Here is a 25,601-nt window from a genome sequence, read left to right on the forward strand (position 1 = left end):
CCTCCGCGCCGTCGCGCGGCGCTGCCGCACGGCCGGCATGAAGCCCGAGACCAGGGAGCTGCCAGCGCCGCCCACGAGTCCCGGGTCCCGAGTCCCAAGTCCCGACCTGTTCATGGCGTCCCATCCAGCGCGGTGACCCGCACCGACTCGCAGTCGTACACCTTCTCCATCTGCAGGCGCAGGCTCTCGCCGGGGCGGCTGCCGTCGACCACCATCTGCAGGTGCCAGCGGCCGGCGTCGTCGGCCACCGGCGCGCCGGTGATCGACAGCGGCGCGAAGCCGCGGCGCTCGGCCATGCCGATCGCGCGCAGCAAGGCGCCTTCGGCCGGCTTCAGCACCAGGTCAAGCTGGTATCGCATGGGGGATCTCCTGGCGCTGGGTCGCGGGGTTGCTCTCCAGCATGGTGCTGTTGGCGGTGTTCGGCGGCACCAGCGGCCACACGTTGGCGCGCGCGTCGATGGCCACGTGCAGCAGCGCCGGGCCCGGCTGCGCCAGCAGGTCGGCCAGGCCGTCCTCGACCTGGCCGCGCGCGGTGATGCGCTTGGCCGGGATGCCGAACACCTGCGCCAGCGCGGCGAAGTCCGGGTTGTCGGACAGGTCGATGGCGCTGTAGCGCTCGGCGAAGAACAGCTCCTGCCACTGCCGCACCATGCCCAACGAACTGTTGTCCAGCAGCACGATCTTCACCGGCAGCCGGCAGCGCGCGATGGTGACCAGCTCCTGCACGTTCATCATGAAACTGCCGTCGCCGCTGACCAGCACCACGGTGCGATCGGGGCAGGCGAACTGCGCGCCCATCGCCGCCGGCAGGCCGAAGCCCATCGTGCCCAGCGCGCCGCTGGTCAGGTGGTTGCGCGGGTGGTTGAAGCGGCAATGCTGGGCCACCCACATCTGATGCTGGCCGACGTCGCAGGCGATCACCGTGTCGGCCGGAGCCAGCTCGCTCAGCCGCTTCAGCAGGCCGGGCGCGTAGATGTCCTCGCCCGGCGCGTCGTAGCGGGCGCCGAACTTCTCGCGATGGCCGACGCAGCGCGCGTGCCAGGCCTCGCAGGTGATGGTGGCCGCGCTCAGCGCGCGCAGCGCCCCGGCCACGTCGCCGGGCACGGCGATGTCGGCATGGCGCAGCTTGGATATCTCGCAGGCATCGGCGTCCAGATGGATGACGCGCGCGAACGGGGCGAACTCGGCCAGCTTGCCGGTGGCGCGGTCGTCGAAGCGCGCACCGACCACGATCAGCAGGTCCGATTCCTGCACCGCCATGTTGGCGGCGCGGGTGCCGTGCATGCCGAGCATGCCCAGGTAGTGCGGATGCCCGTGCGGCAGCGCACCGAGCCCGCGCAGGGTCAGCACGGTGGGAATGCGGGTGGCGTCCACGAACTGGCCGAACGCGTCCACCGCGTCGGCCAGGGCGATGCCGCCGCCGCCGTAGATCACCGGCTTGTCGGCGCCGGCGATCGCCGCCAGCGCCTCGGCCAGCGCCGCGGCGGACGGCGCCGGCGGCGCCGGCACCGCGGCCGGCACATGCTCGGGCAGCTGCGAGGCGTCGGCCAGCTGCACGTCCTTGGGCAGGTCGATCAGCACCGGCCCCGGACGCCCCTCGCGGGCGATGCGGAACGCGTCGCGCACCACCTGCGGCAGGTCTTCCACGCGGCGCACCAGGAAGCTGTGCTTGACGATCGGCAGGGTCAGCCCGAACACGTCCAGTTCCTGGAACGCGTCGGTGCCCAGCAGCGGTGTGGCGACCTGCCCGGTCAGGCAGATCATCGGCACCGAGTCCAGCATCGCGTCGGCGATGCCGGTGACCAGGTTGGAGGCGCCCGGGCCGGACGTGGCGACGCAGACCCCGACCCGCCCGCTGGCGCGGGCGTAGCCGTTGGCGGCCAGCGCCGCGCCCTGCTCGTGGCGGACCAGGATGTGCTTGAGCTGGCTGTCTACCAGCGCGTCGTAGAACGGCATGATGGTGCCGCCCGGATAGCCGAACAGCGTGTCCACGCCTTCGGCTTCCAGGGCCTGCGTCAGCCAGCGCGCGCCGTTGCCGGGCGTGCCGTGAGCGGAGGAGTTCATACGGTGGCGACCTTTCGGTGGAAACGGGTGGGGGAAGGGCGGGTTACGCGGCCTGCTGGCCGGTCGCGGTCGGCTTGGCGGCGGCTTGGTCGTTCAGCCAGACCATCTTGGCGCGCAACTGCTTGCCGACCACTTCGATCGGGTGCTCCAGGTCGGCCTGCTTGAACTTGCTGTAGTTCGGCAGGCCGGCGTCGTACTCGGCGACCCAGTTCTTGGTGAAGGTACCGTTCTGGATGTCGGTCAGCACGTCGCGCATGCGCTGCTTGGTGGCGGCGTCGATGACCCGTGGGCCGCTGACGTAGTCGCCGTACTGCGCGGTCTCGGAGACGAATTCGAGCATGCGGGCGATGCCGCCTTCGTAGAACAGGTCCACGATCAGCTTCAGTTCGTGCAGCACCTCGTAGTAGGCGATTTCCGGCTGGTAGCCGGCTTCCACCAGCACTTCGAAGCCGGCCTGGACCAGCGAGGAGGCGCCGCCGCACAGCACCGCCTGCTCGCCGAACAGGTCGGTCTCGGTCTCTTCCTTGAAGGTGGTCTGGATCAGGTTGGCGCGGGCGCCGCCCAGGCCGGCGGCGTACGCGAGCGCGAACTGCTCGGCCTTGCCGCTGCAGTCCTGGTACACCGCCCAGATGCACGGCACGCCGCGGCCGATCTCGTACTCGCGGCGCACCAGCGCGCCCGGACCCTTGGGCGCGACCAGCACCACGTCCAGGTCGGCGCGCGGCTTGATCATGTCGAAATGCACGTTCAGCCCGTGCGCGAACAGCAGGCAGGCGCCCTGCTTCATGTTCGGCGCCAGCACCTCGTCGTACAGCGTCTTCTGCACCATGTCCGGGGCCAGCACCGCGACCAGGTCGGCGTCCTTGACCGCCTCGGCGGGGCGCTTCACCACGAAGCCGTCGGCCTGCGCCTTGGCTTCGGTCGGGCCGCCCGCGCGCAGGCCGACGGTGACGTCGAAGCCGGACTCGCGCAGGTTCAGCGCGTGCGCGCGGCCCTGGCTGCCATAACCGACGATGGCGATCTTGGTGGTGGGTTGGACGGAACTGGTCATGGGGCGGATTTCCTCGGGAGGGTGTGGGTAGGGGCGTTTCGCGGTGACTTAAAGTTTTCGCGGTTACCAAAATGAAAAACCCCGCGCCGTTGCCGGTGCGGGGTCTGATCGAATCGAGGCTGCTTGTCGCTTACATGCCGGTTCGTCCCGCACTTGTGGTCGAGGTAATAAGCACGAGTACGAGCAGCGACGCAGCGGCATCCGCGCGCAACGCGGCGGCGGGCAGGCGGGTCGGCTTCTGGCTGGTGTGGCGCTGCAACATGCGGCGAGGTAACCATGGGCTCGGCAGGGCTGTCAACCCTGGTCCGGGCGCGCCGCGGCGAATGTGCCGAAAACCGCGCCAGCACTGCATCGTTACGCCTGAAACGGTATGCCGGCACAGTGCGTGCCCGGCCGATTGCGCGGAAACTCGCCCCGTTCGCGCCGCGCTGCGCACCGGGTGGCGGCGCAGGCGGCGCTGGCCTCGCTCGGCGCACCAACCGTGCGGCGGCACCAACCGGCGCGGGAGGCCGGGCAGTCCCTGGCGCCACCTGCGCGCGCGCCGCAGCTGCAGCACCGGCATTGCGCAAGATCCATCGGGCGCCGACGGCGCCGCTGCCGCGGCGCGTGCGGCGACACTCGGTTGGGGTGGCGCGGGATCCGCGGTGGGGAAGCACAGGTCCGTCAGGCGCCGGCAGCAGCGCGGCCAGCGCCAGGTTGAAGTTGGACAGCCACTTGATGCCGCGCTCCACGCCGCTGGCGGTGGAGGCCATGTACAGCACGAAGGCCACGGCGATGATGCCCATCTGCACGGGCATACTTGCCCTCCACGCCGATCGCGGTGGCGGCGGCCGACGACCGGCTGCGGCATTGTCGCCGACCAGCCCGCGGCCTTGCCTGCTGGAGTGAGCCACGGCGAATCCCGCACAAAAAACACCACCGGGGATGAGCCGGCGGCAGGGAGAGACGTCCTTCTTGTGCGGCCCAGCCCAGGCGCGGCATGTCGCCGTGGTTTGCCGGAGCGCCGCGCGCGGCGGGGCTGACACGAGGCTGGGCAGACTACGAGCAGCTGATGCACCGGCTGAAGATCGAGGTGTGGTTCGCCGACCCGCATGCGCCGTGGCGGCGCGGCAGCAACGAGAACACCAACGGCTTGCTGCGCCAGTTCTTGCCCAAGGGCGCGGACCTGTCGCAGGCCCGTCAGGAATACCTCAATCACCTGGCCAAGCGGATGAATGGACGTGCGCGCCAGACACTGGGTTGGGCTACACCGGCCGCGGCTCTGGAGAAGGAAATCCTCCAATTCAGATCACGCGTTGCACTTGATTCTTGAGACCGCCCTGGTCCGGTTGTGCGGCGATTCAGCTGCGCCCGGTTGGCGGCGGCGCGAGAAAGGGGTCTAATAGCGGCAGAAGCGGGGGTACCGTCGGCGCAGGCCGCGGTTGAGACAGTCCCTTCGAACCTGATCCGGTTGATACCGGCGTAGGGAAGCTTCGCAAGCCCGGTCCGTGCGCCTCCCGCGCCGGGGCCGTGCCCGCGCCGCCGCTTCGTCCGTGATGCGAGTCCGCTCGCAACCGCCCGCACCCGCTGTGGGCCTCCACAACCAGGACGAATGCCGATGAATGCCTTACCCAGCCCGTTGCTGCAGCAGGCCGAGACCTTGTCCGCGTCGGTGACCCGGCCGATTCCCGGTTCGCGCAAGATCTTCGTGCCAGGCTCGCGTCCCGACCTGCGCGTGCCGATGCGCGAGATCGCCCTAAGCCGCTCCCCGGCCCTGTTCGGCGGCGAAGACAATCCGCCGGTCACCGTCTATGACACCTCCGGCCCGTACACCGATCCGGACGCGGCGATCGACCTGCGCGCCGGGCTGCCGCCGTTGCGCGCGCGCTGGATCGAGGAACGCGGCGATACCGCCGCGCTGGACCGGCTCAGCTCCGATTTCGGCCGTGACCGCGAGCGCAACGCGCGGCTGGACGCGGTGCGCTTCCCGGCCCTGCAGTTGCCGCGGCGCGCGCTGGCCGGCGCCAACGTCACCCAGATGCACTATGCGCGGCGCGGCATCGTCACCCCGGAGATGGAGTTCGTCGCGATCCGCGAGAACCAGCGGCTGCAGGCGGCGTGCGCCGCGCTGCCGCGCAGGCAGCATCCCGGCGAGGCGTTCGGCGCCAGCATCCAGCACGCCATCACGCCCGAGTTCGTGCGCGCGGAGATCGCCCGCGGCCGCGCCATCCTGCCCAGCAACATCAATCACCCGGAGAGCGAGCCGATGATCATCGGCCGCAACTTCCTGACCAAGATCAACGCCAACATCGGCAACAGCGCGCTCAGTTCGGGCATCGCCGAAGAGGTGGAGAAACTGGTATGGGCGATCCGCTGGGGCGGGGATACAGTGATGGACCTGTCCACCGGCAAGCACATCCATGAGACCCGCGAGTGGATCGTGCGCAATTCGCCGGTGCCGATCGGCACGGTGCCGATCTACCAGGCGCTGGAGAAGGTCGACGGCCGCGCCGAGGAACTGACCTGGGAGATCTTCCGCGACACGCTGGTCGAACAGGCCGAGCAGGGCGTGGACTATTTCACCATCCATGCCGGGGTGCTGGCGCGCTACGTGCCGCTGGCCGCCGGGCGCGTCACCGGCATCGTCTCGCGCGGCGGCTCGATCCTGGCCAAGTGGTGCCTGGCACACCACCGCGAAAACTTCCTCTATACCCATTTCGAGGACATCTGCGAAATCATGCAGGCCTACGACGTGGCCTTCTCGCTGGGCGACGGGCTGCGCCCGGGCTGCATCGCCGACGCCAACGACGCGGCGCAGTTCGGCGAGCTGGAAACGCTGGGCGAACTGACCAGGATCGCGTGGAAGCACGACGTGCAGACCATGGTCGAAGGCCCCGGCCACGTGCCGATGCAGTTGATCAAGCAGAACATGGACAAGCAGCTGCGCGAGTGCGGCGAGGCCCCGTTCTACACGCTGGGGCCGCTGACCACCGACATCGCGCCCGGCTACGACCACATCACCTCGGCGATCGGCGCGGCGATGATCGGCTGGTTCGGCACCGCGATGCTGTGCTACGTGACGCCCAAGGAGCATCTGGGCCTGCCCAACCGCCAGGACGTGCGCGACGGCATCATGGCCTACAAGATCGCCGCGCATGCCGCCGACCTGGCCAAGGGCCATCCCGGCGCGCAGGTGCGCGACAACGCGCTGTCCAAGGCGCGCTTCGAGTTCCGCTGGGACGACCAGTTCCACCTGGGCCTGGATCCGGAGAAGGCCAAGGAGTTCCACGACGAGACCCTGCCCAAGGACGCGCACAAGCTGGCGCACTTCTGCTCGATGTGCGGGCCGCACTTCTGCTCGATGCGTATTTCCCAGGACTTGCGCGGCGCGCCTGGGCAGGACATCCAGGACCTGCGCGACTCCGCCGCCGCGCATGCCGTGGATGCCGGTGCGGCACCGCACGCGGCCGCGGCCGCGGCCGGGAAGCCGGAGCAGGTCGCGGACGCCGGCGCCGAGATTCATGGCCCGACCTAGTGTTCTGTCCGTCAAGAAACTGGCTCATCGCGGAATCGTGTGGGCGCTTCCTGGAGGGTGAGGTAGGCTGGATCCTGGGAAACAAGCGCTTTCCTGCGATGTGCGGGTACGTGCATCCTGCACTGACGTGAGGACGTGGATTCGGGCATGAAATCGGGCCGCCGCCTGCGTGATCTGTTTGCCTTCCCCGGCTTCGTGGCGCAGTCCACGCTCAAGGGCGTGTTCGGCGATCCGAAGGCGCGGATCGAGACTTTGCGAGGCCGAAAAAACGGTTGTGTGCTCCAACTGCGGGCATCGCTGCCGCAGCCGCTACGGCCAGCGTGTGCGGCGCGCCCGCGACCAGCGGGTGGCCGGCTGGTACCTGTACGTGGCGTTCGAGCGCTAGCCGGTCAAGTGTCCGCGGTGCGGCGGCATGCACGTAGAGCGGCTGGCCTGGCTGGCGAAGAATCCGCGCTACACCGGGCGCTTGGCCCTGCATGTGGGCCATCTGTGCCGGAGCATGACGAACAAGGCGGTGGCCGAGTTGGAGCGTCTGCACGACAGCACGGTCACGGACCTGTCCAAGCGGTACGTGGCCGAGCAGGTGCGCCGGGCCGGGGTGCCGGCGCCACGGGCCATCGGCATCGACGAGATCGCCATCCACAAGAGCCAGCGCTACACCCTGCTGTCCCACCACGAGAACCTCACGCTGGACGGCCGCCAGGCACTCAAGAAGCCACTGGCGGCCAACAAGCGGCTGAACACCGCTTACCTGTGGAAGGAATCGTTCGTCCAGTGGTGGAGCTACCGCAGCGAACGCGGCGCCCGGGCGTTCTTCGAGCGCTGCAAGCAGAGCCTGCGCTGGCAGCGGCTGGCGCCATCCCAGAGGTTCGTGAAGAGGATCGAGCGGCATTGGGGACGGCATCGCCGCCTACTGCCATCCCGACCACAAGGTCAGCCTCGGTCTGGTGGAAGGGCTGAACAACAAGATCCGGGTCATCCAGCGCAGCGCCTATGGCGACCGCGATGAGGACTACATCAAGCTCAAGGTCATCGCCAGCGTCCTGCCACCACTCCCCGGAAACGCCAGATTGCACTCACACTGATCCGCCAAGACCCATATTACAGAGCAGGCTAACCGCCCACGTCGGATTGACGTCGGCATCCGCAAGACGCGGAGATCCCAACCTCCACGTATGCGGCGACGGACCCGAACGACAGCGCCTTGAAGAACGGAGCATCGGCGCACGGCCGGCGCGGGCGAACCCGCGCCGCTTCGCGCCTCGGCGCTCTGCCCAGACCTGACGGTCGCCAGCTGCGGCTGTTCGCCTCGGAAGCTGCCGGGAGACTGCAAGCGGGCGCCCATGCGGCGCGGACGCTGGCATGGCTGGATCGCCTCGATGGCGCGGGATCGCACCGCTGGCGACCCGGCATGTGCTGCGCCGCCGCTGCACCGCAACAGTTCGAGGCGCGCAGCCGCGGCGCGACCCGGCCCGGCAACGCCGGCACGCGGCCAGCGCGCGCAACATGCCCTGCGGGCCGGCGGCGCTCACGCGGCAGGCGCAAGCGCCCGGCAGAATGCGGCCAGGCCCCCGTCCGTTCACAGCGCATGCCTTCGATCAACGTGTTGACCATCAACGCGCACATGGGCTTCAGCCTGCTCAAGCAGCGCTTCGTGCTGCCCGCGCTGCGCGACGCGATCGGCACGGTGTCGGCCGGCTTGGTGTTCCTGCAGGAGGTGCTGGGCGAGCACGCGCTGCATGCAAGGTGTCGTTCCGATTGGCCCGCGCAGGCCCAGCACGCCTTCCTCGCCGACCCGCTGTGGCCGCAGTCCGCCTACGGGCGCAACGCGGTCTATGCGCACGGCCACCACGGCAACGCGCTGCTGTCGAAGTACCCCATCGTTGCATGGCGCAACCGCGACGTGTCGGTGCCGGGCCACGAGCGCCGTGGCCTGCTGCACGCCATCGTGCGCGTGCCGGGCCTCGACGTCGACGTGCATACGCTCTGCGTGCACCTGGGCCTGCGCGAAGCGCACCGGCAGCGGCAGATCGGGCTGCTGTGCGGGATCGTGACCGACGAGATCGCGACGGACGCGCCGCTGATCGTGGCCGGCGACTTCAACGACTGGCGCGGGCGCGGGCATCCGCTGCTGCGCCGCTGCGGCCTGACCGAGGCCTTCGACGGCCTGCATGGCCGCATGGCGCCGACGTTCCCGGCGTGCCGGCCGCTGTTGCCGGTCGACCGTATCTACCTGCGCAACGTCCGCATCGAGCAGGCGCACGTGCTGTCGGGGCGTCCGTGGTCGCATCTGTCCGACCACCTGCCGTTGCTGGCGAGGATCGCGCTGTGAGCGGTCGCAAGGCATGACGCCGCCGCGCCATCGATGGCGACGCGCGCACCGGATCGTGCAATGCGCGTTCCTGGCGCTGGTGGCGGTCCTACTGGTGCGCTACGGGCGTTCGCTCGACTGGGCGCAGGTCGGCGCGGCCCTGGCCGGCTACGGCGGCGGCACCCTGGCCCTGGCGGCCGGCCTGGCCCTGGGCGGTTACGGTCTGTACACCGGCTACGACCTGGCCGCGCGCCGCTACGCCGGCCACACGCTGCCCACACTGCGGGTGATGGCGATCGCCGCGATCGCGTACGCATTCAGCCTCAACCTCGGCGCGCTGGTCGGTGGCGCCGGCTTCCGCTACCGCATGTATTCGCATGCGGGGCTGGGGCCGGGCAGTATCGGCCGCATCGTCGCCTTCGCCATCGCGACCAACTGGGTGGGCTACCTGCTGCTGGCCGGCACGCTGCTCGCTTGCGGCCAGCTGCGCACGCCGCCGCAGTGGCCAGTGCAGGGCGCGGACCTGCGCTGGCTGGGCATCGCGATGTTGCTGGCCGCCGTGGCGTATCCGGTCGCATGCCATCTGGCGCACGGACGCGCGTGGCGGGTACGCCGGCATGCGCTGCGCCTGCCGGCGCACGCACCGGCGCTGCTGCAACTGTTGCTTGGCAGCGCCAACTGGGCGTTGATGGGCGCGCTGCTGTTCGCGCTGATGCCGCCCGGCGTGGACTACGTTGCGGTGCTCGGCGCGCTGCTGGCGGCGGCGGTTGTCTCGGCCATCGTGCACGTCCCGGCCGGCATCGGCGTGCTGGAGGCGGTGTCCATCCCCATGCTCGGCCACCAGGCACCGTCGGCGCAGCTGTTGGCCGCGCTGCTCGCCTATCGCGCCTGCTACTACCTGGGGCCGCTGCTGCTGGCGACGGGCGGTTACGCCGCGCTGGAAGCGCGGCGGCGCGGCGCGACGGGATAGGGCCGGTCGCCATGGGCGATGGCGGCCGGAGCGACAGCCGATCCGCGATCGCAGCGATCCGGCCGGTCGCGGATAAGGCGCGATTTTTCGCGGGCACTCCGGTCCAGCGTGCGCCCGGACACTCCGACCGGCCAGCGGCGCAGCGGGCCGGTTGGCGCAATCCGGCCGTACCACGGGATGATTTCCGGCACTGCGGCAACGCCGGTTGTCCGCGGAAACTGCAGCATAACGCTCACAGCGATCATGATGCGCATCATCCTGCGGAACGGGCGCGCACCCTGCGGCCTGCAGTGCAACGGCCGTGCTGCCGCCGCTTCCGTGCCACTGGCGCCAACGCCGCCGTCAACGCCGCCATCGGGATCGCGGTGAGCGCCTGGCCGTCGGCATCCCACTCACTCTGCACCGCAGCGCAGCCACCAGGCGGACTCGCCATGAACACCGCGCGGCATGTTGCGCCACTCATCCTGACGCTGCTGGTATCGACCGGTTGCCAGCCACGCAAGACCGGGATGTTCTCGACCCTGGAGATGGGCGAGGACGGCCTGGTCGACGGATACGGGATTTTCATCATCCAGGGCGACCGCGCGACAGGCGCGGACACAGGTCGCTACGCGATCGTGTAGTGCGCGGACGGCAAGATCAGCCCGCCGCCGATCGGCCAGGTGAGATGATGGTGGAACAGATCGGCATCGCGCTTGCGCCGCATTCGCTCCCGGGCTGCCCGCCCTCCCGTTTCGGCGGTCAAGTCGGCTTCAAGGAGCCGCTGGGCGCTTCGGCGGCGGCAAGGATCTGGCGCTGTCTCGCAAGTACAGCTTCTGGGAATGAACGCCCACCCGCGATGCGCGCCGGCGTGGCGTCGGGCACGGCGGGTGCAGCAGGCCACCGGCCTCGCCGCGAGACCGGCGCCGGGACTGGCGCTAGAGCAATTTCGATCCAAGTGATGCCACTTGTGGGAGCGACTTCAGTCGCGAAGGGCTTTGCCTACAAAGTTCGGCGCGACTGAAGTCGCTCCCACAACACTGCGCTGGCTGCAAATACTCAAGCCGAAAATGCTCTAGGGCCTGTTAACACATCCGAAGCCCATCAACGACCAGGACGAAGCTGAGGAATCCAAGGAACATGGCATCCAGCTTCTCGAAGCGCGAGAAAATCCGGCGGTAGCCTTTCAGGCGACGGAACAGTCTCTCCACTTCGTTGCGCCGCTTGTACATCTCCCGGTTGTATTCCCAAGGCTCGACCCGATTGGATTTCGGCGGGACCACCGGCACGAAGCCAAGATCGAGCGCCAACTGGCGGGTTTGGTTGCCTTCGTAGGCACGGTCCATCAACAAATGAATCGGCCGCTCCACTGGCCCCAGGTGTTCAAGCAACGTGCGGCCTGCAGGTGCGTCATGCACGTTACCAGGCGTCAATCCAAAGGTGATGGCTGTTCGAGCATCTGCGGCAACCATATGAATCTTGGTGTTCCATCCACCGCGGGACTTGCCGACGGCCTGCGGACCGTTTTTTTTAATGCGCCCGTGCCATCGGGATGCACCTTGATGCTGGTGGAGTCCAGCGAGATTGCTTCGATTTTGATGCGCACGATCTGGGACTTCTGCAATTGGGCCAACATCCGGTCCAGCACACCCGCCTTGGCCCAGCGGTTCATGCGTGTGTACACCGTGTGCCAGTTGCCAAAGCGCTTGGGCAGGCCGCGCCATTTGCAGCCATGCTCGGCAACGTAAAGGATGGCGTTGACCACTTGCAGGTTGGTCATGCTGACATTGCCGCGCTGTGCCGGCAGGCAGTGTTCGAGTAAATATCCCCCGGCAAAGCCGGGGGCTTTAGAGATGTGAGCCGCTCAAAGCGGCTGCGGGAGCGCTACGCGCCTCCCTTGTTAGGGCCACCTGAAGGTGGCCGACTACCTCAGCAACTGCAATTGGTCCAAGCGCCGATCTTCCGCCTCTTGGTTCTGGATGTATGCCCCGATCAACCCTTCATCCCGACCTACCCTCGTAACGAAGTAACCTCGCGCCCAGAAGCTCTGCCCTACAAAGTTCCGCTTCCGCTCCACATACACCCGCGCTAGGTGGATGGCGCTCTTGCCCTTGATATAGCCCACCACCTGCGACACCGCCTACTTCGGCGGAATCTTCAACAGCATATGGACGTGATCTGGCATCAGATGGCCCTCCTCGACCCGGCTCTCCTTCTGCTCGGCCAATCGCCGGAACACCTCTCCTAGATGCTTCCTCAGACCCACATACAGTGTCTTACGGCGACACTTCGGTATGAACACAACGTGGTACAGACACTCCCACCCGGTGTGACTTAAGCTCTCAAACTCATCCATCTCGGTTTCTCCGTCTCGTGTGCTTGGCCGCTCACGTTGCGGAGTCTCCGGGATGGACTCCCGGATACGTCAAACTTCTACTGCCTCCCCGGCAGAGCCGGGGGAACTCTCAGGTTGGTTTAGTGTTAACAGGCCCTAGGGATAGTCTGATCAACGCGGTCGGAGGATGAGGCAAGCCATATCGACCACGCCCACGGCGCTCAGACCCTCGGTTTTTCGCCGTTTCCGGCGCATTTCCGGGGTATTTCCCGGATTACAGGCACACCCTCCCCACGACAGGCAGCAACTGCTTTCGCTTCAGCCACAGGTTCGACAGCGCAAACAGCGTCAGCACTTGCGCCGTGTTCTTCGCCAGGCCGCGATAGCGCACCTTGACGTAGCCAAACTGGCGCTTGATCACCCGGAACGGATGCTCCACCTTCGCCCTCAGGCTGGCCTTGGCGTGCTCCCAGCGCTGTGCCCACTTCAATTCGCGCTTGCTCTTGATCTGCTTCAGCTTCGAGGGCTTCTCCGCGATCAGATAGCGCAGCTTGCGCTTGCTCGCCATCTCCTCGCGCTTGGCCAGCCCGGTGTAGCCGCTGTCGCCGCATACCGTGTCTTCCTTGCCGTGCAGCAGCTTGTGCGCCTGGGTGATATCTGCGGCGTTGGCCGCCGTGCATTCCAAGTGGTGCACCAGCCCGGACTCATCGTCCACGCCGATGTGCGCTTTCATCCCGAAGTAGTACTGATTGCCCTTCTTGGTCTGGTGCATTTCCGGGTCGCGCTCGCCGTTCTTGTTCTTGGTCGAGCTGGGCGCGGCAATGATCGTGGCGTCCACGATGGTGCCGCCGCGCAGGCTCTGGCCCTTGCGCGATAGGTGCGCGTTGACCCGGTTGAACAGCGTGCGCGCCAGATCGTGCGTCTCCAGCAACCGGCGGAAGTTGAGGATCGTGGTCTCGTCCGGCACCTCATCCAACCCGCCGATCCTGGCGAAACGGCGCATCGACGCCGTGTCGTACAAGGCTTCTTCCGCGCCCGGGTCGCTCAGTGCGTACCACTGCTGCAGAAAGTGGATGCGCAGCATTGTCTCCAGCGGGTACGGCTGACGGCCCGGATGGCCCGACTTCGGATAGTGCGGCGCGATCAGCGCCAGCAGGTCTTTCCACGGCACCACCTGATCCATCTCGGCCAGCAACCTTTCGCGCCGCGTCTGCTTGCGCTTGCCGTTGTACTCCGCGTCGCCGAAAGACAATTGCATCGTCGTTGTCCTGTTGGGCTTTGTACGATTGTCGCAGGATCAGAGGGAGTTGTTCAGACCATCCCTAGTGTGCCGTCTCAGAAATAATATCCCTCACGCTTGCGATGCCATTGCTTCGCGGGCTCACTGAATTTTGTTAAAGATGTTTTCCCATTTGGCGTTCCAAACGTAGCGAGTGGGCTGTGCATTGGGCAGTGCCAAGAAGGTAGTCATGGCGCTTTCCAGCTCTCGCACGGAGGCAAAGCTACCATCGCGCAGGTACACCGTGGTGTCGCGAAAGAAGCGTTCAACCATGTTCATCCAAGAACTTGAGGTGGGGATGAAATGCATGTGCAAGCGTTTGCGCTTTTCAAGCCAGGCCTTCACCGCCGGGGGTTTGTGCGTGGCGTAGTTGTCCATGATCAGATGCAATTGAAGATATTTGGGCGTTTCTCGATTGATTTTCTTGAGAAATTCCAGCCACTCCTGATGCCGGTGTTGGCGCTCGATGCAGCTGATCAAGCGTCCCTGTAGATAGTCCAGCGCGGTGAACAAAGTGACGGTCCCGTGGCGGACATAATCGTGCGATTGCGTTCGGATATGGCCGATCCCCAGTGGCAGTCCCGGCTGAGTGCGTTCAAGAGCCTGTACCTGACTTTTTTCATCGCAGCAGAGCACCAGTGCCCTGTCTGTCGGATTGATGTATAGCCCGATCACATCCCAAAAATTCTCTTCAAAGTGCGGATCATTTGAGAGTTCAAAGGTGCGCGTCAGATGCGGTTTGATATCGTTGGCGGCCCAGATTCGTTGGACACTGGGCGGAGAAATACCTGTGAATTCAGCCATGCTTCGGCAACTCCAGCGAGGTTGCCCGATGCGCGGTTGAACCACCTGTTCAAGTACTCGACTCAATGCCTCTGCGGGTAACGACGAAGGGCGCCCGCGTCCAGGTTTATCAATCAGCCCATCTAATCGCAGCTCTTGAAAGCGCTGGCACCATCGAGTGACAGAGGGAAGTGAAAAACCAATCAGGCGGGCTATATCGACTCGTGATTTGCCTTGAGCCGCCAACAAAATGACCCGCGCACGTCGGCCATCACGCTGACTGATGGCGGCAGCCCTGACGCGACGACTGAGTTCGCTGTGCTCTTCGGGTGTCAGGGTAATGTTCTGCGAGTTCATCTGCCCGTCTCCGGTCTGTTGCTGACAGGGGAAGCATAGACAATTTTTAGGAAGCGTTATTTTTGAGACGGAACACTAGCGCAGCTTGCGCTTGGCCGCCATCTCCTGGCGCTGCTCCAGCCCGGTGCAGCCGCCGTCCCCGCACACCGTGTCTTCCTTGCCGTGCAGCAGCTTGTGCGCCTGGGTGATGTCAGCCACATTGGCCGCTGTGCATTCCACGTGGTGTACCCGCCCGGAGTCGTCGTCCACGCCGATGTGCGCCTTCATCCCGAAGGAGGACTATTGCCCTTCTTGGTCTGGTGCATCTCCGTATCGCGTTCGCCATCCTGGTTCTTGGTCGAACTGGGCGCGGCAATGATCGTGGCGTCCACGATCGTGCCACCGCGCAGGCTCTGGCCCTTGCGCGACAGGTGCGCGTTGACCCAGTTGAACAGTGTGCGCGCCAGATCGTGCGTCTCCAGCAACCGGTGGAAGTTGAGGATCGTGGTCTCGTCCGGCACATCATCCAGGCCGCCGATCTTCGCGAAACGGCGCATCGACGCCGTGTCGTACAACGCCTCTTCCGCCGCCGGATCGCTCAGTGCGTATCACTGCTGCAAAAAGTGGATGCGCAACATCGTCTCCAGCGGGTACGGCTGACGGCCCGGCTGGCCCGACTTCGGGCAGTGCGGCTTGATCGGCGCCCGCAGGCCACTCCACGGCACCGCCTGATCCATCTCAGCCAGGAACACCTCTCGCCGCGTCCGCTTGCCCTTGCCGTTGTACTCCGCGTCCCCGAAACCCAAAGGACTTGGCCAGCAACCAGTCGGACAGCAGCACGATGCTATGCCCAGGCGATGCCACGTACAAGAGTGCAAGGCAACGACCACGGTCGGCTTTGCAGGTGGTGACAACAAGATGCGGTGGCATTCCTCCCGCTCCCCGAAACCAGCGCGCGCGCGCCCGACAGGCTCGCTCGGCCAAATGCGATCGCATTCCGGGAACGGCAGAGATTCTCACACCGTTGCACTGGTGGCCGCCCAAGGGACTGTGTGCGATGTCGCTCAGCGGAAGTAGCGGGCCTTGAGCGGCAACGTGGCCGCCCCGACCGCGCTGGCGTCGGCCATCGCGGCGGCGGGCAGCAGCACCGGCAGCGGCCGCACCTGGCCGCGGCGCGGCTGGTTGTCGATGCGCAGCTGCGGGATCAGTCGCAGCGACAGGTCGCGCGGCAGGCGCCCGCCGAACACCACCGCCTGCGGATCGAACACCGCGCTGATCGCCGAGACGATCAGCGACAGGCCCGGCGCCACGCGCGCGATCCAGCGCTCGAGCGTTGGCCAGGCCGGATCATAAGCGGCCAGCAGCGCACGGATGTCGGCCAACATTACTCCGTCCTTGATCAGCATCTGCCGCAGCAGTTCCAGCGTGCCGCGCTCCAAGCCCTGCTCGGGCAGCATGCCGGCGAACTCGCCCGCGTTGCCGTGCGCGCCTCGCAGGCAGGCGCCGTCGATCACCACCCCGCCGCCGAGGCCGTAGCTGAAATACAGGTAGGCGAAATCGCGATACTGCCGGCCGGCCCCGAGCAGGCTCTCGCCGACCGCGGCGACGCTGCCGTCATTGTCCACCCACACCGGCAGGCCCAGCGCCTCGGCCAGCCAGTCGCCGATAGACAGCTCGCCCAGTGCGCGCAGCGGATCGGGCGGGTTGATGCGCGCGGTTGCGTCGACGAAGAAACCGGTCATCGCCACGCCCACGCCCAACCGCGGCCCGAGTCCGGGTCCGGCTGCGGCCAGCAGCGCTGCATCGGTCTCGCGCAGTTGTAGCAGCAAAGCCGCCGGCTCGGCCGAGCACAGCGGGTGCTCGGCGGTGGCGCGCACCTGCCCGCTGAAGTCCAGCAGCGCCAGCGATAGCACGTCGGTGGCGATCGAGTAGCCGACAGTGTGGCCGTGGCCGGGATTGAGCGCGATCGCCGCTCCCGGCTTGCCGCGGCCGCCATGCGCCAGCGAGGCGCCGATGACGACCAACCCGCGTTCGGCCAGGGCATCGATCAGCCGCACCGTCGATTGCACGGTCAATCCGGTGATGCGGCTGAGCTCGGCGCGGGTGGTGGTGCCGGCGAGGCGCAGGCTGTCGAGCATGCGCCGCTCGTTGTCGCTGAGACCGGGATGCACGGTATGGATGGCACGGGAAGCACGCGGCAGGGCGACAGGGACCGGAGCAGGCATGGACGGAGGCGGGTGGGAGACCGGCGAAAGCATACCGGGCCATGTTGAAACATTTAATTCACGCCAAGTTAGTAAATTGTCGATTCCACACACCAGGGGACGCAACATGCATCACATTTCCGCCCACCGCCGGCCCGGCAGGCCACTCCGCCTTTCCGCGCTGGCCCTGGCCCTGGGCAGCGCGGCCGGCACCCACGCCGCGACCGGTCCGGGGCTCGGCGCCGCAGGCACCGCGCCGGCCGCCGACCCGACCCTACTGGACACCATCACCGTCAGTGGCCAGCGGCTGTCGATCCGCCAGGCGATCGGCGCCAAGCGCGAGGCCGAGGTGATCTCCGACGGCGTCTCCGCCGACGACGTCGGCTCGATCCCCGACTTCGGCCTGGGCGAAGCGCTGCAACGCGTGCCCGGCGTGTCGATGATGATCAACAACGGTCGCGGCGAAGCGCAGTTCATGAGCCTGCGCGGGCTCAACCCCGACTACAACGCGGTGCTGATCGACGGCGTCGCCCTGCCCTCGACCGAGACCAGCCGCCGCACCCAGTCGCTGGACGTGATTCCGGCCTCGCTGGTGCAGCAAGTCGACATCAACAAATCGTTCCGCGCCAACATGGATGCCGACGCGATCGGCGGCGTGGCCGCGCTGCGTACGCGCAGCGCCTTCGACAAGCCCGGTCCCTTCGCCGCGGTCCGCGCCAACCTGGCCGACTGGGAGAACCGCCGCTACCTGCACGATTCCGGCCCGTCCGGGCAAGCGCAGGTCACCCTGAGCGACACCTTCGGCGCCGACGGCCATTTCGGCTTCGTGCTGTCGGCCGACTATTTCCGCCGCGACTCCTCGTCGCTGGATACCGCGATCGACAGCTACAGCTACTACCGCAACGGCGTGCGCCAGACCCTGCGCCCGGGCCTGGACACCGCCGGCATGGCGCTGGCGCCGGACCGATTCCGCCCGCTGACCTACGACAACGTCCGTCAGCGCCGCAGCGTGTTCGGCAAGCTGCAGTACGACGACTTCGACGCGCTGACGCTGAACCTCAGCGCCGGCCGCTTCGAGCACGACAACGACGAGCAGCGCCGCGCGCAGTTCGTCAATCGCAGCGGCGACGCGACGATCGCGTCGGCCGACAGCGGCCACTACGCGCAGGGCAACGCGCAGGTGGACGCGGACGCGTTCCACCAGACCCGCGAGCTGCGCTATGCGCAGTTCGACGGACGCTACACCGCCAATGCCAGCGGGCACCTGGACTTCCTGCTCAACCGCGCGCGCGGCAGCTACCGCCAGGACACCCGCGAGGACGTGTTCGCCAGCGCCGCATCGGCGCAGCTCGGCTTCGGCTACGCGCTACGTGGGCGCGCGCGGCCGACACTGGCGCTGGACAACCCCGGCTACTACGGCAACGCCGCCAACTACCTGCAGTCCTACTTCTTCAATCGCCTCGAGGACAGCCGCACCGACACCACCACGCTGAAGCTGGACTACAGCCAGAACGCAGACGCCGACGCGCGCGGCTGGGGCCTGCGCACCGGGCTGCAGTACCGCAACCTGCGCCAGCGCTACGACCTGGACGAAGTGCGCTACACCCCGCTCGGCCGTGTCACCCTGGCCGACGTCGGCAGCGACGGCGCGCGGGTCTGCCCGTACGCCGACTTCAGCTGCCTGCTGCTGATCGATCCGGCCAAGGTCGCCACCTACTTCGCGGCCAATCCGTTGCGCTACGCGCTGGCCGCCAGCAACCTGCGCAACAGCGCGCTCAGCGACTTCGCCGTCGACGAGCGCGGCGGCGCTGCGTATCTGATGGGCACCTGGCACGGCGACGCCGCCCAGGCTGCGTTCGGCTTGCGCAACGAGACCCTGCAGCGCTCGGTGACCAGTCCGGTACCGCAACCGTTGAACAGCACCAGCAACTACGTCGGCCAGCGCACCGACAGCAGCGAGCGCCACCTGCTGCCGTCGGCGGACTTCGGCTGGGACATCGCGCCGACGCTGAAGCTGCGCCTGGCCGGCAGCCGCACGCTCGGCCAGCCGACCTACGCCGATCTGGGCCAGAACAGCACGCCCACGATCAGCACCACCGCGTTCACCATCTCGCGCAGCATCGGCAACCCGGCGCTGCGCCCGCGCCGCGCCGACAATCTGGACCTGTCGCTGGAATGGTATCCGGACCGCGACGCGCAACTGTCGCTGGGCCTGTTCCAGAAACGCATCCGCGACGAGATCGTGCGCCGGACCGCGACCGATACCCAGACCGATCCGGGCGGACTGACCGGCACCTACCGGGTCACCACCACTCAACAGGTCAATGCCAGCGGTGCGCGCGTGCGCGGCGCGGAGCTCACCGCGATCGACACCCACTTCGACTTCCTGCCCGGCGCGCTGGCGCGTTTCGGCGGCATGTTCAACGTCACCGTGCTCGACGCGCGCACCGGCGACCTGCAGATGGCCGACGGCAGCCTGCGTGCGCTGCCGGCGCTGATGGAATCGCCCAAGCGCACCGCCAACGCTTCGCTGCTGTACGACCTGGGACCGTTCAGCGCGCGCCTGAGCGGCAACTACACCGACAAGCAGCTGATCGCCTTCGCCACCGACAACCCGGCCAACGACCGCTACTACGACGCGATCACCACTTACGACCTGCAGCTGGCCTACCGCGCCGGCGAACACTTGCGCATCACCGTGCAGGGCAAGAACCTCGCCAACGCCAAACTCTCGCGCACGACCGGCGTGGACCAGACGCTGCTGCGCGAGGAACTGGACAACGGCCGCGCGTACTATGTCGGAGTGGACTATGTGTTCTGAGCTGCGCTGGATGCTGACCCTGGGTGGCGCGCTGTTGGCGGCCAGCGCATGCGCTGCAGAACCGGCACCGGCGGTGCCGGCGTTCGTGCCGATGGAAACCGTGCTCAGTGCCGATTGCTGGGGCGCGTTCGCCGACGACGTGCTGCAGGCCGTGCGCGATTGCCGCAAGGCCGACGGCACGCGCATCGCCCTGCAGGTCGCCGATGCCGAGGCCGGCCCGGCGCGCGCCGGCTTCGATGCGCGCTGTGCCGGCGCACGCTGCGCGGACCTGGCGCAGCTGCTGCAAGTTGCACCGCAGCGGCGCCTGCTGCTACGCACGCCGCCGCGGCGCATCGATGCGGTCCTGGCTGCGGTGCAGGCCGCCTCCGCAGGCGCGCGCGTGGCGATCGAACCGCAGCTGCAGCGTCCGCAGGGCGCCAGCGCGCCGATCGCGCTGGCGCAGGGCGTGCGCTACTGGCGCAGCGCGCGCAGCACGCCGGCGCCGGCGATGCTGCACATCGCGCAGATCGACCTGCGCACGCCCGGGCTGGAACTGGTCGGCACTCCCGGCGACCGCAGCGGCGGCAAGGAATTCGTCGCCACGCCGACCAGCGCCTTCGTGCGCGAGCACGGCCTGGCGCTGGCGATCAACGCCGACTATTTCCTGCCGTTCGACGGCGGCCGCCTGCTCGACAAGGCCTTCGTGCCGCTGGCCGGCAGCGGCGTCACCGCCGAGGGCCTGGCGATCAGCGACGGCCGGCTCGCCTCGGACACGCGGACCGAAGACGCGCGCGTGGACGGCGCCTTCTGCGCCGGCGCGCGCGGCGCGCGGATCGTCCGCGGCGGCTGTCCGCGCGGCACCCGCGTCGGCATCGGCGCCGGTCCGCTGCTGCTGCTCGACGGCAAGCGCCAGCCGCGCGAGGCCAGCCGTGCCGCGTACTACGACGAACGCGAGCCGCGCACCGCGCTGGGCCTGGACGCGGCGCGGCAGACACTGTGGCTGGTGGTGGTCGACGGCCGCCAGCCGCACTACAGCGAGGGCATGACCCTGGACGAACTGAGCGCGGTGTTCGAGCAACTCGGCGCCAGAAGTGCGATGAACCTCGACGGCGGCGGCTCCAGCACCATGGCCGCGCGGGTGGACGGCCAGGTGCGCGTGCTCAACAGCAGCATCCACACCGGCATTCCCGGCCGTGAGCGCCCGGTGGCCAATCAGCTCGGCATCCGCGCGCGGCCGTGAGCGGCATCTGCATGCAGCAGTTGCACCGGCGCGGACGGATCTCGTCAGCTTGCCAGAACACTTTCGATCCATAGTGATGCCACTTGTGGGAGCGACGTCAGTCGCGACGAGCTTTACAGGTAGAGCCCTTCGCGACTGAAGTCGCTCCCACAGCACTCCGCTGGCTGCAAATACAAGAATCGGAAATGCTCTGGCCGCCACACCTCTGGACTACGCATCGCACACATTTTCGATTCGTATAGCGTGACCTGATCAGCACGGAGTTTCAGCGGAGAAGGTCGGCAAGTCGCGCAGCGCTTGAGGAACGGCAGCAGCGAAAGTCACGGCTTGGAACTGCGTGCGCTTCATGGTCGTCCGTCAGGTCTCAGGAGAACGATGGACTCATCCTCGGCTCCAGTTCCCTCACAGGCTGCGATCACGCTGAAACTCCGGGCCAATCAGGTAGCGCGACGCTTTTCGTATACAGGGAATTTCCTGACGCCCTGATAGAAAGTCGGAAAAAAGTGGAAATTGGGATAAATACCCCAATCCACAGCACGACCCAATACTGCAACCTAAATAAGGCACTATCTATTCCGTAAAATTCCGGGCGGCCAGGTCGATATCGAAACAAATATATTATCAATATGAAATAATAACTCAATAAAGTCTTGCTAGCATCATTGCTGGCAGCGCGGGTGTATCTTGAAAAATATAATAATTTCCATCTCATACTGTCTTCCTGCTGTACTGATGTGTATTCAACGCTGTGCTGCCAGCTAAAAGAAGCGTCAGTGTCCGCCCCAAAGTATCGAACATTGCTTCCTCGTTCTTATCCCACAATAGTAGAGAGAGACCGTGAGATGAATAGTTATCCGAAAATGCAAGTCAGTGGCGCGCTTTTCACTGCGTGTCTGTTTGCCATGCTCGGCGTGTCGGCAGAGGCATCAGCTTGTGCGAGCGCCACTCAAAGGATGCGTGAGATACGCAACATCGACAGGACCGCGGACACGCTTTTACTTGCGCACCGTGGTCTGTGGGGTCCTCTCAACAGTCGTCCGGAAATTCCGGAGAATTCGTTGGGGTCGGTGGAGAGCGCCATGAATTCCTGCGTGGACGGCATCGAAGTGGATGTCAAGATGACGAGTGACGGAGTTCCCGTCCTCATGCACGATCTCAACCTGGGGCGTACCACGAACTACTATGAAGTGATGCGGGTGCCCAAGTACAACCCGATAACCAATCAAGGCAGCAATCCACCCGTTTCCTCCGTGACTTGGAATTTTGTCAAGAACCTCAAATTACTGTACGACAATCGCAATGCGATCAGTCGATTCACCGTTCCCTCCGCCGAGATGGCGCTCCAGTTATGGGCGGATAAGCCCAATCCTGCGCCGATCATCTTCGACATCAAGACGGCTGATGCCGTCGCGGCGGTGGACAAGCTGGCCGCCAAATACAGTTCCGTTCCCCACCTGACGGCTGCGATCAAGGTCAATGCCTCGCTTTTCCCGACACCTGCGGACTACCGCCGATACGCCAACAACGTGACCGCGATTCCGGTCTTCACCACCAATATGCTGGAGAAAATCAGCATCGCCAGCAGCTTCAACGCCTGGGTCACCGAGGTAGGGACGCTTGAGATAAACGTCAAGCAGCCGAACGGATTGCTTAGTTTCCAGAAAACCCAGGCCGGCCAGCGCATGAGGAAAGTAGCGGTGTTCCATGCCATCCCAGACGGTCCATATCCCAATAACTTCTACAACAACACCGGTGCGTGCTGCTACAAACTGTCGGATCTGCACTTCACCTACCGTGTCAATGGCCAGATTGCCGGTCGCGACACCGACGATCGCCGCCACGACATTAACTTCCTCTACGATCAGGGATTTGGCTTGATCACGACGGATGGCATGCGTGACGACCTCGATTTCCTAACACGTAATGGTCGCCGCAAGACTCATCCCCAGCGTCTGTAGTGCTGCAATGCGAATCTGGTAGTAGGAATCGCTGAACCCTGTCACTTCTACAGAGAATTCCATGGACTTTCGTCGTTTGCGTATGACGGCCGCGCGTTTGATGGCCTCCATCATGATAATGGGTTCGGCATTTCAGGGAACCGCGGCGCCTGCCGCGGTTCCCCCTCCCATTCCCGCGTCGGCTTCGAAAGCAGAAGGTGAGCGCTATCTGGACAGCGCCATAGGAAGGATGCTGCGCATCGGCACCAACTTGTCGTGGCTGCTTCGTCCTTCTGATCCGGAGATGGCGGTTCCTTCGGCCGCTCAGATGATTGAAATCCATCGGATCCGAAACCTGGCCTCGATCGCCGAGAAGCGTGGCTTGGATCACTCTGGCGCGGCGCAGGATGCGATCTCCGCCGTGCGGGCCGTCATCCTGGCGGAGATCGCATGGGAATCGATCATGAGGGACGCGACTGTCACCGATGACGACATCGCGCGCTATGGAGCCGCCCACCCGGGCATCTTCGATCAGTACGCCATTCGCCACATCTTCGTGGCGTCCGGCCAGATCGATGCGGAAACCAAACGCAGCGAGTCGGATGCATCGCGCCGGGCGATGGAAATCAAGCGCAAGATCGATTCGGGCGCCGATTTTTCCGCATTGGCGAAAACGCATTCCGACGACGCTGCCACCGCATCGGAGGGAGGCCTGCTTTCCCCCGTACTGGGCAGCAACATCGCAGACACGTTTTTCCCGCTACTGGCCCAACTGCCCGAGGGCGGCACCGCCGGGCCGGTGCAAGGGCAGTCGGGCTACCATGTACTGCGGCTGGATCGGCGGATCACTCCCGATAAGGATGTGTATCGGCGGCAGGCAAGGGACGCCATCATTGTCGAGAGAAGAGACATGCTGATCCAACAGGCGCTGAAATGACGCAAGCGGCGGGTGGAACGATATCCTTCCGCGATTACCGTGCCTTAGAGCGTGTTATGAACTTTGAGTCGATCCGGCTATCGTAGCGGGATGCAGAGCAAACGCCCATATCCGACCGACATTTCCGACGAAGAGTGGGCGTTCGCAGCGCCTTACCTGAGCCTGATGACCGAGCACGCTCCGCAGCGCAAGTACGAGCTGCGGGCAATGTTCAATGCGCTGCGCTGGATGGCACGTGCTGGAGCGCCATGGCGCCTTTTGCCCAAGGACTTCCCGCCATGGGAAGCGGTCTACCAACAGACACAACGCTGGCTGCAGGCGGGCTGCTTTGAAGCCATGGTCAACGACCTGCGTTCCATCCTGCGTGTTGCCCAAGGCAGACATGGCCAACCCAGTGCTGTCATCCTGGACGGGCGGACGCTGCAATCCACCTGCGAGAGCGGCACACGTGCAGGCTACGACGGCTATAAGCGCAAGAAGGGCAGCAAGGTGCATATGGCGGTGGACACGCTCGGATATTTGCTTGCAGTGCAAGTCACACCTGCCGACGAGCAAGAACGCGCTCAGGTGCGCTCGCTGGCGCAAGAGGTGCAACATGTCACGGGCGATACGGTAAAACTGGCGTTCGTGGATCAAGGCTACACCGGGCAGGAGCCGGCGCAAGCCGCGCAGGCAGAAGGAATCGAACTGCACGTGGTGAAACTTCCCGAAGCCAAGAAAGGATTCGTCTTGCTTCCTCGGCGCTGGGTCGTCGAACGCAGCTTCGGCTGGGTCAACCGATTCCGACGATTGGCACGCGACTATGAGCGCTTGCCGGAAACCTTGGCTGGCTTGCACTTCGTCGTCTTCACCGTGCTCATGCTCAGCAACGCCGCTACCATCCTTCAAAGTTCATAACACGCTCTAAAAAAAAGATCCTATGAAACGGCTCGTCCCATGAAATGGCTTGGCGTAATGACGATGTTTGGGATCATGCTGGCCGCTGGCTGCGGTCACGGCGATGGCCAGACGTTGGCTCCCGCCGAATCTCGTTCTACCGGAGTTCCGGTCGCTGCTGCTGCGGGCGAATTGGCGTCGGGAGCGCCCGCACCTCGACATACGGCGGACGAGCTCCGCCGGCTTGCCGAACATCTGCTCGAGTGCGCCACGCTGGCCGAGAATGCCTTGAACGCCCCCGCCATGGGGATCACAACCACAGACGTGGCGGCGCTGGAGACGCCCGAGGCCAAGCATCGTCGCCAGCGTTGCGGTCGACTCGGTCCCGGAGCTCGCGTCGAGGCCCTGCGCCTGTTGCACCAGGCCGCCGCACAAGGCGACGGCGACGCGAAGGTGATATTGCTGGATCAGCAAACCGGCGCCTTGCTGGACACGCTGGCGGCCCGGGTAGACGGCGACGGGAGGGTGGAGATGACGTTGGCCGAGCGCGAGCAGTTTAAGCAGATTGTGCTCGGGCTTGAGCAGCAAGCTTATCGCGGTAATCGGCGCGCCATGAGCAGCCTGCAACAGGCGATGGACTCAAGCGTGCTGGAAATGTCCGAGCCGTCGTATTCGGCCGCCTGGGGACTGGTTGTGCAACAGCCCATGGGTAGACCGATGCCGTCGGGTCCGCTCTTGGGGGAAGCCGCGCTGGATGATCTGGATGCCGACAAAAAACAACAGATCGTGACGATGGCACGTGATCTGCACGCCCTTTGTTGTGTCCGTTGAATGCAGCCCATGCACAATAATCGGACGCACGCGAGCGGAGCCGGCGCGGCCTCTGCTGCCAACGGGCTGGAACTGATGAATCTGCGTTCCACCAGCCGCGATGCTCGGATGGAGCCGGTGTCCGCCGCAGTGCTCTCCTGCGCAACCAACGCCG

Annotated in this window: 21 protein-coding genes, 4 pseudogenes and 1 riboswitch; of the genes and pseudogenes, 13 read left to right on the top strand and 12 right to left on the bottom strand. The window is 65.9% G+C overall.

Features of this window, described 5'->3' with window-relative positions:
- Positions 1 to 110: 110 nt before the first annotated feature.
- The 4 genes and pseudogenes from G4Q83_RS16690 to G4Q83_RS24270 all read right to left on the bottom strand — a co-directional run.
- Positions 111 to 359 (bottom strand): ACT domain-containing protein, encoded by a 249-nt coding sequence (locus G4Q83_RS16690; RefSeq protein ID WP_128421740.1) that lies wholly within the window; start codon positions 357 to 359, stop codon positions 111 to 113.
- Entirely contained in the window at positions 343 to 2,064 is a 1,722-nt protein-coding gene (gene ilvG, locus G4Q83_RS16695; RefSeq protein WP_128421739.1) for an acetolactate synthase 2 catalytic subunit, read from the bottom strand. Before ilvG ends, G4Q83_RS16690 begins: the two co-directional genes overlap by 17 nt.
- 43 nt (positions 2,065 to 2,107) lie before the next feature.
- The gene (gene ilvC, locus G4Q83_RS16700) at positions 2,108 to 3,115 is read right to left on the bottom strand and encodes a ketol-acid reductoisomerase (protein WP_128421738.1); all 1,008 of its coding nucleotides are present in this window, start codon (positions 3,113 to 3,115) and stop codon (positions 2,108 to 2,110) included.
- Positions 3,116 to 3,783: 668 nt separating this feature from the next.
- Positions 3,784 to 3,903: pseudogene (locus tag G4Q83_RS24270) on the bottom strand (BCCT family transporter); the annotation flags it as partial.
- A gap of 251 nt (positions 3,904 to 4,154) precedes the next feature.
- On the opposite strand from G4Q83_RS24270, the pseudogene G4Q83_RS16710 reads away from it, so the two are divergent.
- The 6 genes and pseudogenes from G4Q83_RS16710 to G4Q83_RS16735 all read left to right on the top strand — a co-directional run.
- Positions 4,155 to 4,427 (top strand): annotated as a pseudogene (locus G4Q83_RS16710) (IS30 family transposase); the annotation flags it as partial.
- A 73-nt stretch (positions 4,428 to 4,500) separates the two neighbouring features.
- Positions 4,501 to 4,601: riboswitch (TPP riboswitch) on the top strand.
- A 111-nt stretch (positions 4,602 to 4,712) separates the two neighbouring features.
- Positions 4,713 to 6,629, top strand: a complete 1,917-nt coding sequence (gene thiC, locus G4Q83_RS16715) for a phosphomethylpyrimidine synthase ThiC (RefSeq protein ID WP_185817243.1) — start codon at positions 4,713 to 4,715, stop codon at positions 6,627 to 6,629.
- A gap of 466 nt (positions 6,630 to 7,095) precedes the next feature.
- Positions 7,096 to 7,638: a transposase gene (locus tag G4Q83_RS22655; RefSeq protein WP_221893088.1), complete on the top strand. Its 543-nt coding sequence runs from the start codon at positions 7,096 to 7,098 to the stop codon at positions 7,636 to 7,638.
- On the top strand, positions 7,577 to 7,714 hold the full coding sequence (locus tag G4Q83_RS24780) for a hypothetical protein (RefSeq protein ID WP_386272966.1): 138 nt from the start codon (positions 7,577 to 7,579) through the stop codon (positions 7,712 to 7,714). Before G4Q83_RS22655 ends, G4Q83_RS24780 begins: the two co-directional genes overlap by 62 nt.
- 503 nt (positions 7,715 to 8,217) lie before the next feature.
- A complete protein-coding gene (locus G4Q83_RS16730) occupies positions 8,218 to 8,961 on the top strand; it encodes an endonuclease/exonuclease/phosphatase family protein (RefSeq protein WP_128421876.1) in 744 nt (247 codons plus the stop codon).
- A gap of 55 nt (positions 8,962 to 9,016) precedes the next feature.
- Entirely contained in the window at positions 9,017 to 9,910 is an 894-nt protein-coding gene (locus G4Q83_RS16735; RefSeq protein ID WP_246432133.1) for a lysylphosphatidylglycerol synthase domain-containing protein, read from the top strand.
- Here G4Q83_RS16735 and G4Q83_RS16740 read toward each other — a convergent pair.
- Positions 9,868 to 10,155 carry a hypothetical protein gene (locus tag G4Q83_RS16740; RefSeq protein ID WP_128421874.1) on the bottom strand — a complete coding sequence of 96 codons (288 nt, stop codon included), beginning with the start codon at positions 10,153 to 10,155 and terminating at the stop codon, positions 9,868 to 9,870. The two genes, G4Q83_RS16735 and G4Q83_RS16740, sit on opposite strands and share 43 nt — an antisense overlap.
- Before the next feature lie 186 nt (positions 10,156 to 10,341).
- On the opposite strand from G4Q83_RS16740, the gene G4Q83_RS16745 reads away from it, so the two are divergent.
- Positions 10,342 to 10,533 carry a hypothetical protein gene (locus G4Q83_RS16745; protein WP_128421873.1) on the top strand — a complete coding sequence of 64 codons (192 nt, stop codon included), beginning with the start codon at positions 10,342 to 10,344 and terminating at the stop codon, positions 10,531 to 10,533.
- On the opposite strand, the gene G4Q83_RS16750 is transcribed toward G4Q83_RS16745, so the two are convergent.
- The 7 genes and pseudogenes from G4Q83_RS16750 to G4Q83_RS16780 all read right to left on the bottom strand — a co-directional run bounded on the left by G4Q83_RS16750 (position 10,518) and on the right by G4Q83_RS16780 (position 16,847).
- The gene (locus tag G4Q83_RS16750; protein ID WP_158255084.1) at positions 10,518 to 10,655 is read right to left on the bottom strand and encodes a hypothetical protein; all 138 of its coding nucleotides are present in this window, start codon (positions 10,653 to 10,655) and stop codon (positions 10,518 to 10,520) included. The genes G4Q83_RS16745 and G4Q83_RS16750 overlap by 16 nt on opposite strands.
- A 319-nt stretch (positions 10,656 to 10,974) precedes the next feature.
- A protein-coding gene (locus tag G4Q83_RS16755) for an IS5 family transposase (protein WP_246432384.1) occupies positions 10,975 to 11,744 on the bottom strand; the annotation gives its coding sequence in 2 pieces (ribosomal slippage) (positions 10,975 to 11,423 and positions 11,423 to 11,744; 771 coding nt in all).
- Between the two features lie 69 nt (positions 11,745 to 11,813).
- Positions 11,814 to 12,245, bottom strand: a pseudogene (tnpA, locus tag G4Q83_RS16760) (IS200/IS605 family transposase).
- Between the two features lie 253 nt (positions 12,246 to 12,498).
- Positions 12,499 to 13,482 carry an IS5 family transposase gene (locus G4Q83_RS16765; RefSeq protein WP_185817191.1) on the bottom strand — a complete coding sequence of 328 codons (984 nt, stop codon included), beginning with the start codon at positions 13,480 to 13,482 and terminating at the stop codon, positions 12,499 to 12,501.
- Between the two features lie 123 nt (positions 13,483 to 13,605).
- Positions 13,606 to 14,643 (bottom strand): IS630 family transposase, encoded by a 1,038-nt coding sequence (locus tag G4Q83_RS16770; RefSeq protein WP_128421996.1) that lies wholly within the window; start codon positions 14,641 to 14,643, stop codon positions 13,606 to 13,608.
- A 99-nt stretch (positions 14,644 to 14,742) separates the two neighbouring features.
- A pseudogene (locus G4Q83_RS16775) lies at positions 14,743 to 15,428 on the bottom strand (IS5 family transposase); the annotation flags it as partial.
- A gap of 258 nt (positions 15,429 to 15,686) precedes the next feature.
- Positions 15,687 to 16,847: an ROK family transcriptional regulator gene (locus G4Q83_RS16780; protein WP_170069203.1), complete on the bottom strand. Its 1,161-nt coding sequence runs from the start codon at positions 16,845 to 16,847 to the stop codon at positions 15,687 to 15,689.
- Between the two features lie 106 nt (positions 16,848 to 16,953).
- Between G4Q83_RS16780 and G4Q83_RS16785 the strand changes: the two genes are divergently transcribed.
- The 6 genes from G4Q83_RS16785 (at position 16,954) to G4Q83_RS16810 (ending at position 25,447) form a co-directional block, all read left to right on the top strand.
- Positions 16,954 to 19,647, top strand: coding sequence for a TonB-dependent receptor (locus G4Q83_RS16785; RefSeq protein ID WP_128421634.1), 2,694 nt, complete (start codon positions 16,954 to 16,956; stop codon positions 19,645 to 19,647).
- Entirely contained in the window at positions 19,637 to 20,866 is a 1,230-nt protein-coding gene (locus G4Q83_RS16790; RefSeq protein ID WP_246432134.1) for a phosphodiester glycosidase family protein, read from the top strand. The genes G4Q83_RS16785 and G4Q83_RS16790 overlap by 11 nt, the downstream gene beginning before the upstream one ends.
- A gap of 842 nt (positions 20,867 to 21,708) precedes the next feature.
- A complete protein-coding gene (locus G4Q83_RS16795; RefSeq protein ID WP_128421633.1) occupies positions 21,709 to 22,824 on the top strand; it encodes a glycerophosphodiester phosphodiesterase family protein in 1,116 nt (371 codons plus the stop codon).
- A gap of 61 nt (positions 22,825 to 22,885) precedes the next feature.
- Entirely contained in the window at positions 22,886 to 23,740 is an 855-nt protein-coding gene (locus tag G4Q83_RS16800) for a peptidylprolyl isomerase (RefSeq protein ID WP_128421632.1), read from the top strand.
- A gap of 90 nt (positions 23,741 to 23,830) precedes the next feature.
- A complete protein-coding gene (locus G4Q83_RS16805) occupies positions 23,831 to 24,637 on the top strand; it encodes an IS5 family transposase (RefSeq protein ID WP_185817193.1) in 807 nt (268 codons plus the stop codon).
- A gap of 39 nt (positions 24,638 to 24,676) precedes the next feature.
- Positions 24,677 to 25,447 (top strand): hypothetical protein, encoded by a 771-nt coding sequence (locus G4Q83_RS16810; protein WP_128421820.1) that lies wholly within the window; start codon positions 24,677 to 24,679, stop codon positions 25,445 to 25,447.
- The last annotated feature ends 154 nt before the right edge of the window (positions 25,448 to 25,601 follow it).

The organism is Xanthomonas theicola, from assembly GCF_014236795.1.
Taxonomy (GTDB): domain Bacteria; phylum Pseudomonadota; class Gammaproteobacteria; order Xanthomonadales; family Xanthomonadaceae; genus Xanthomonas_A; species Xanthomonas_A theicola.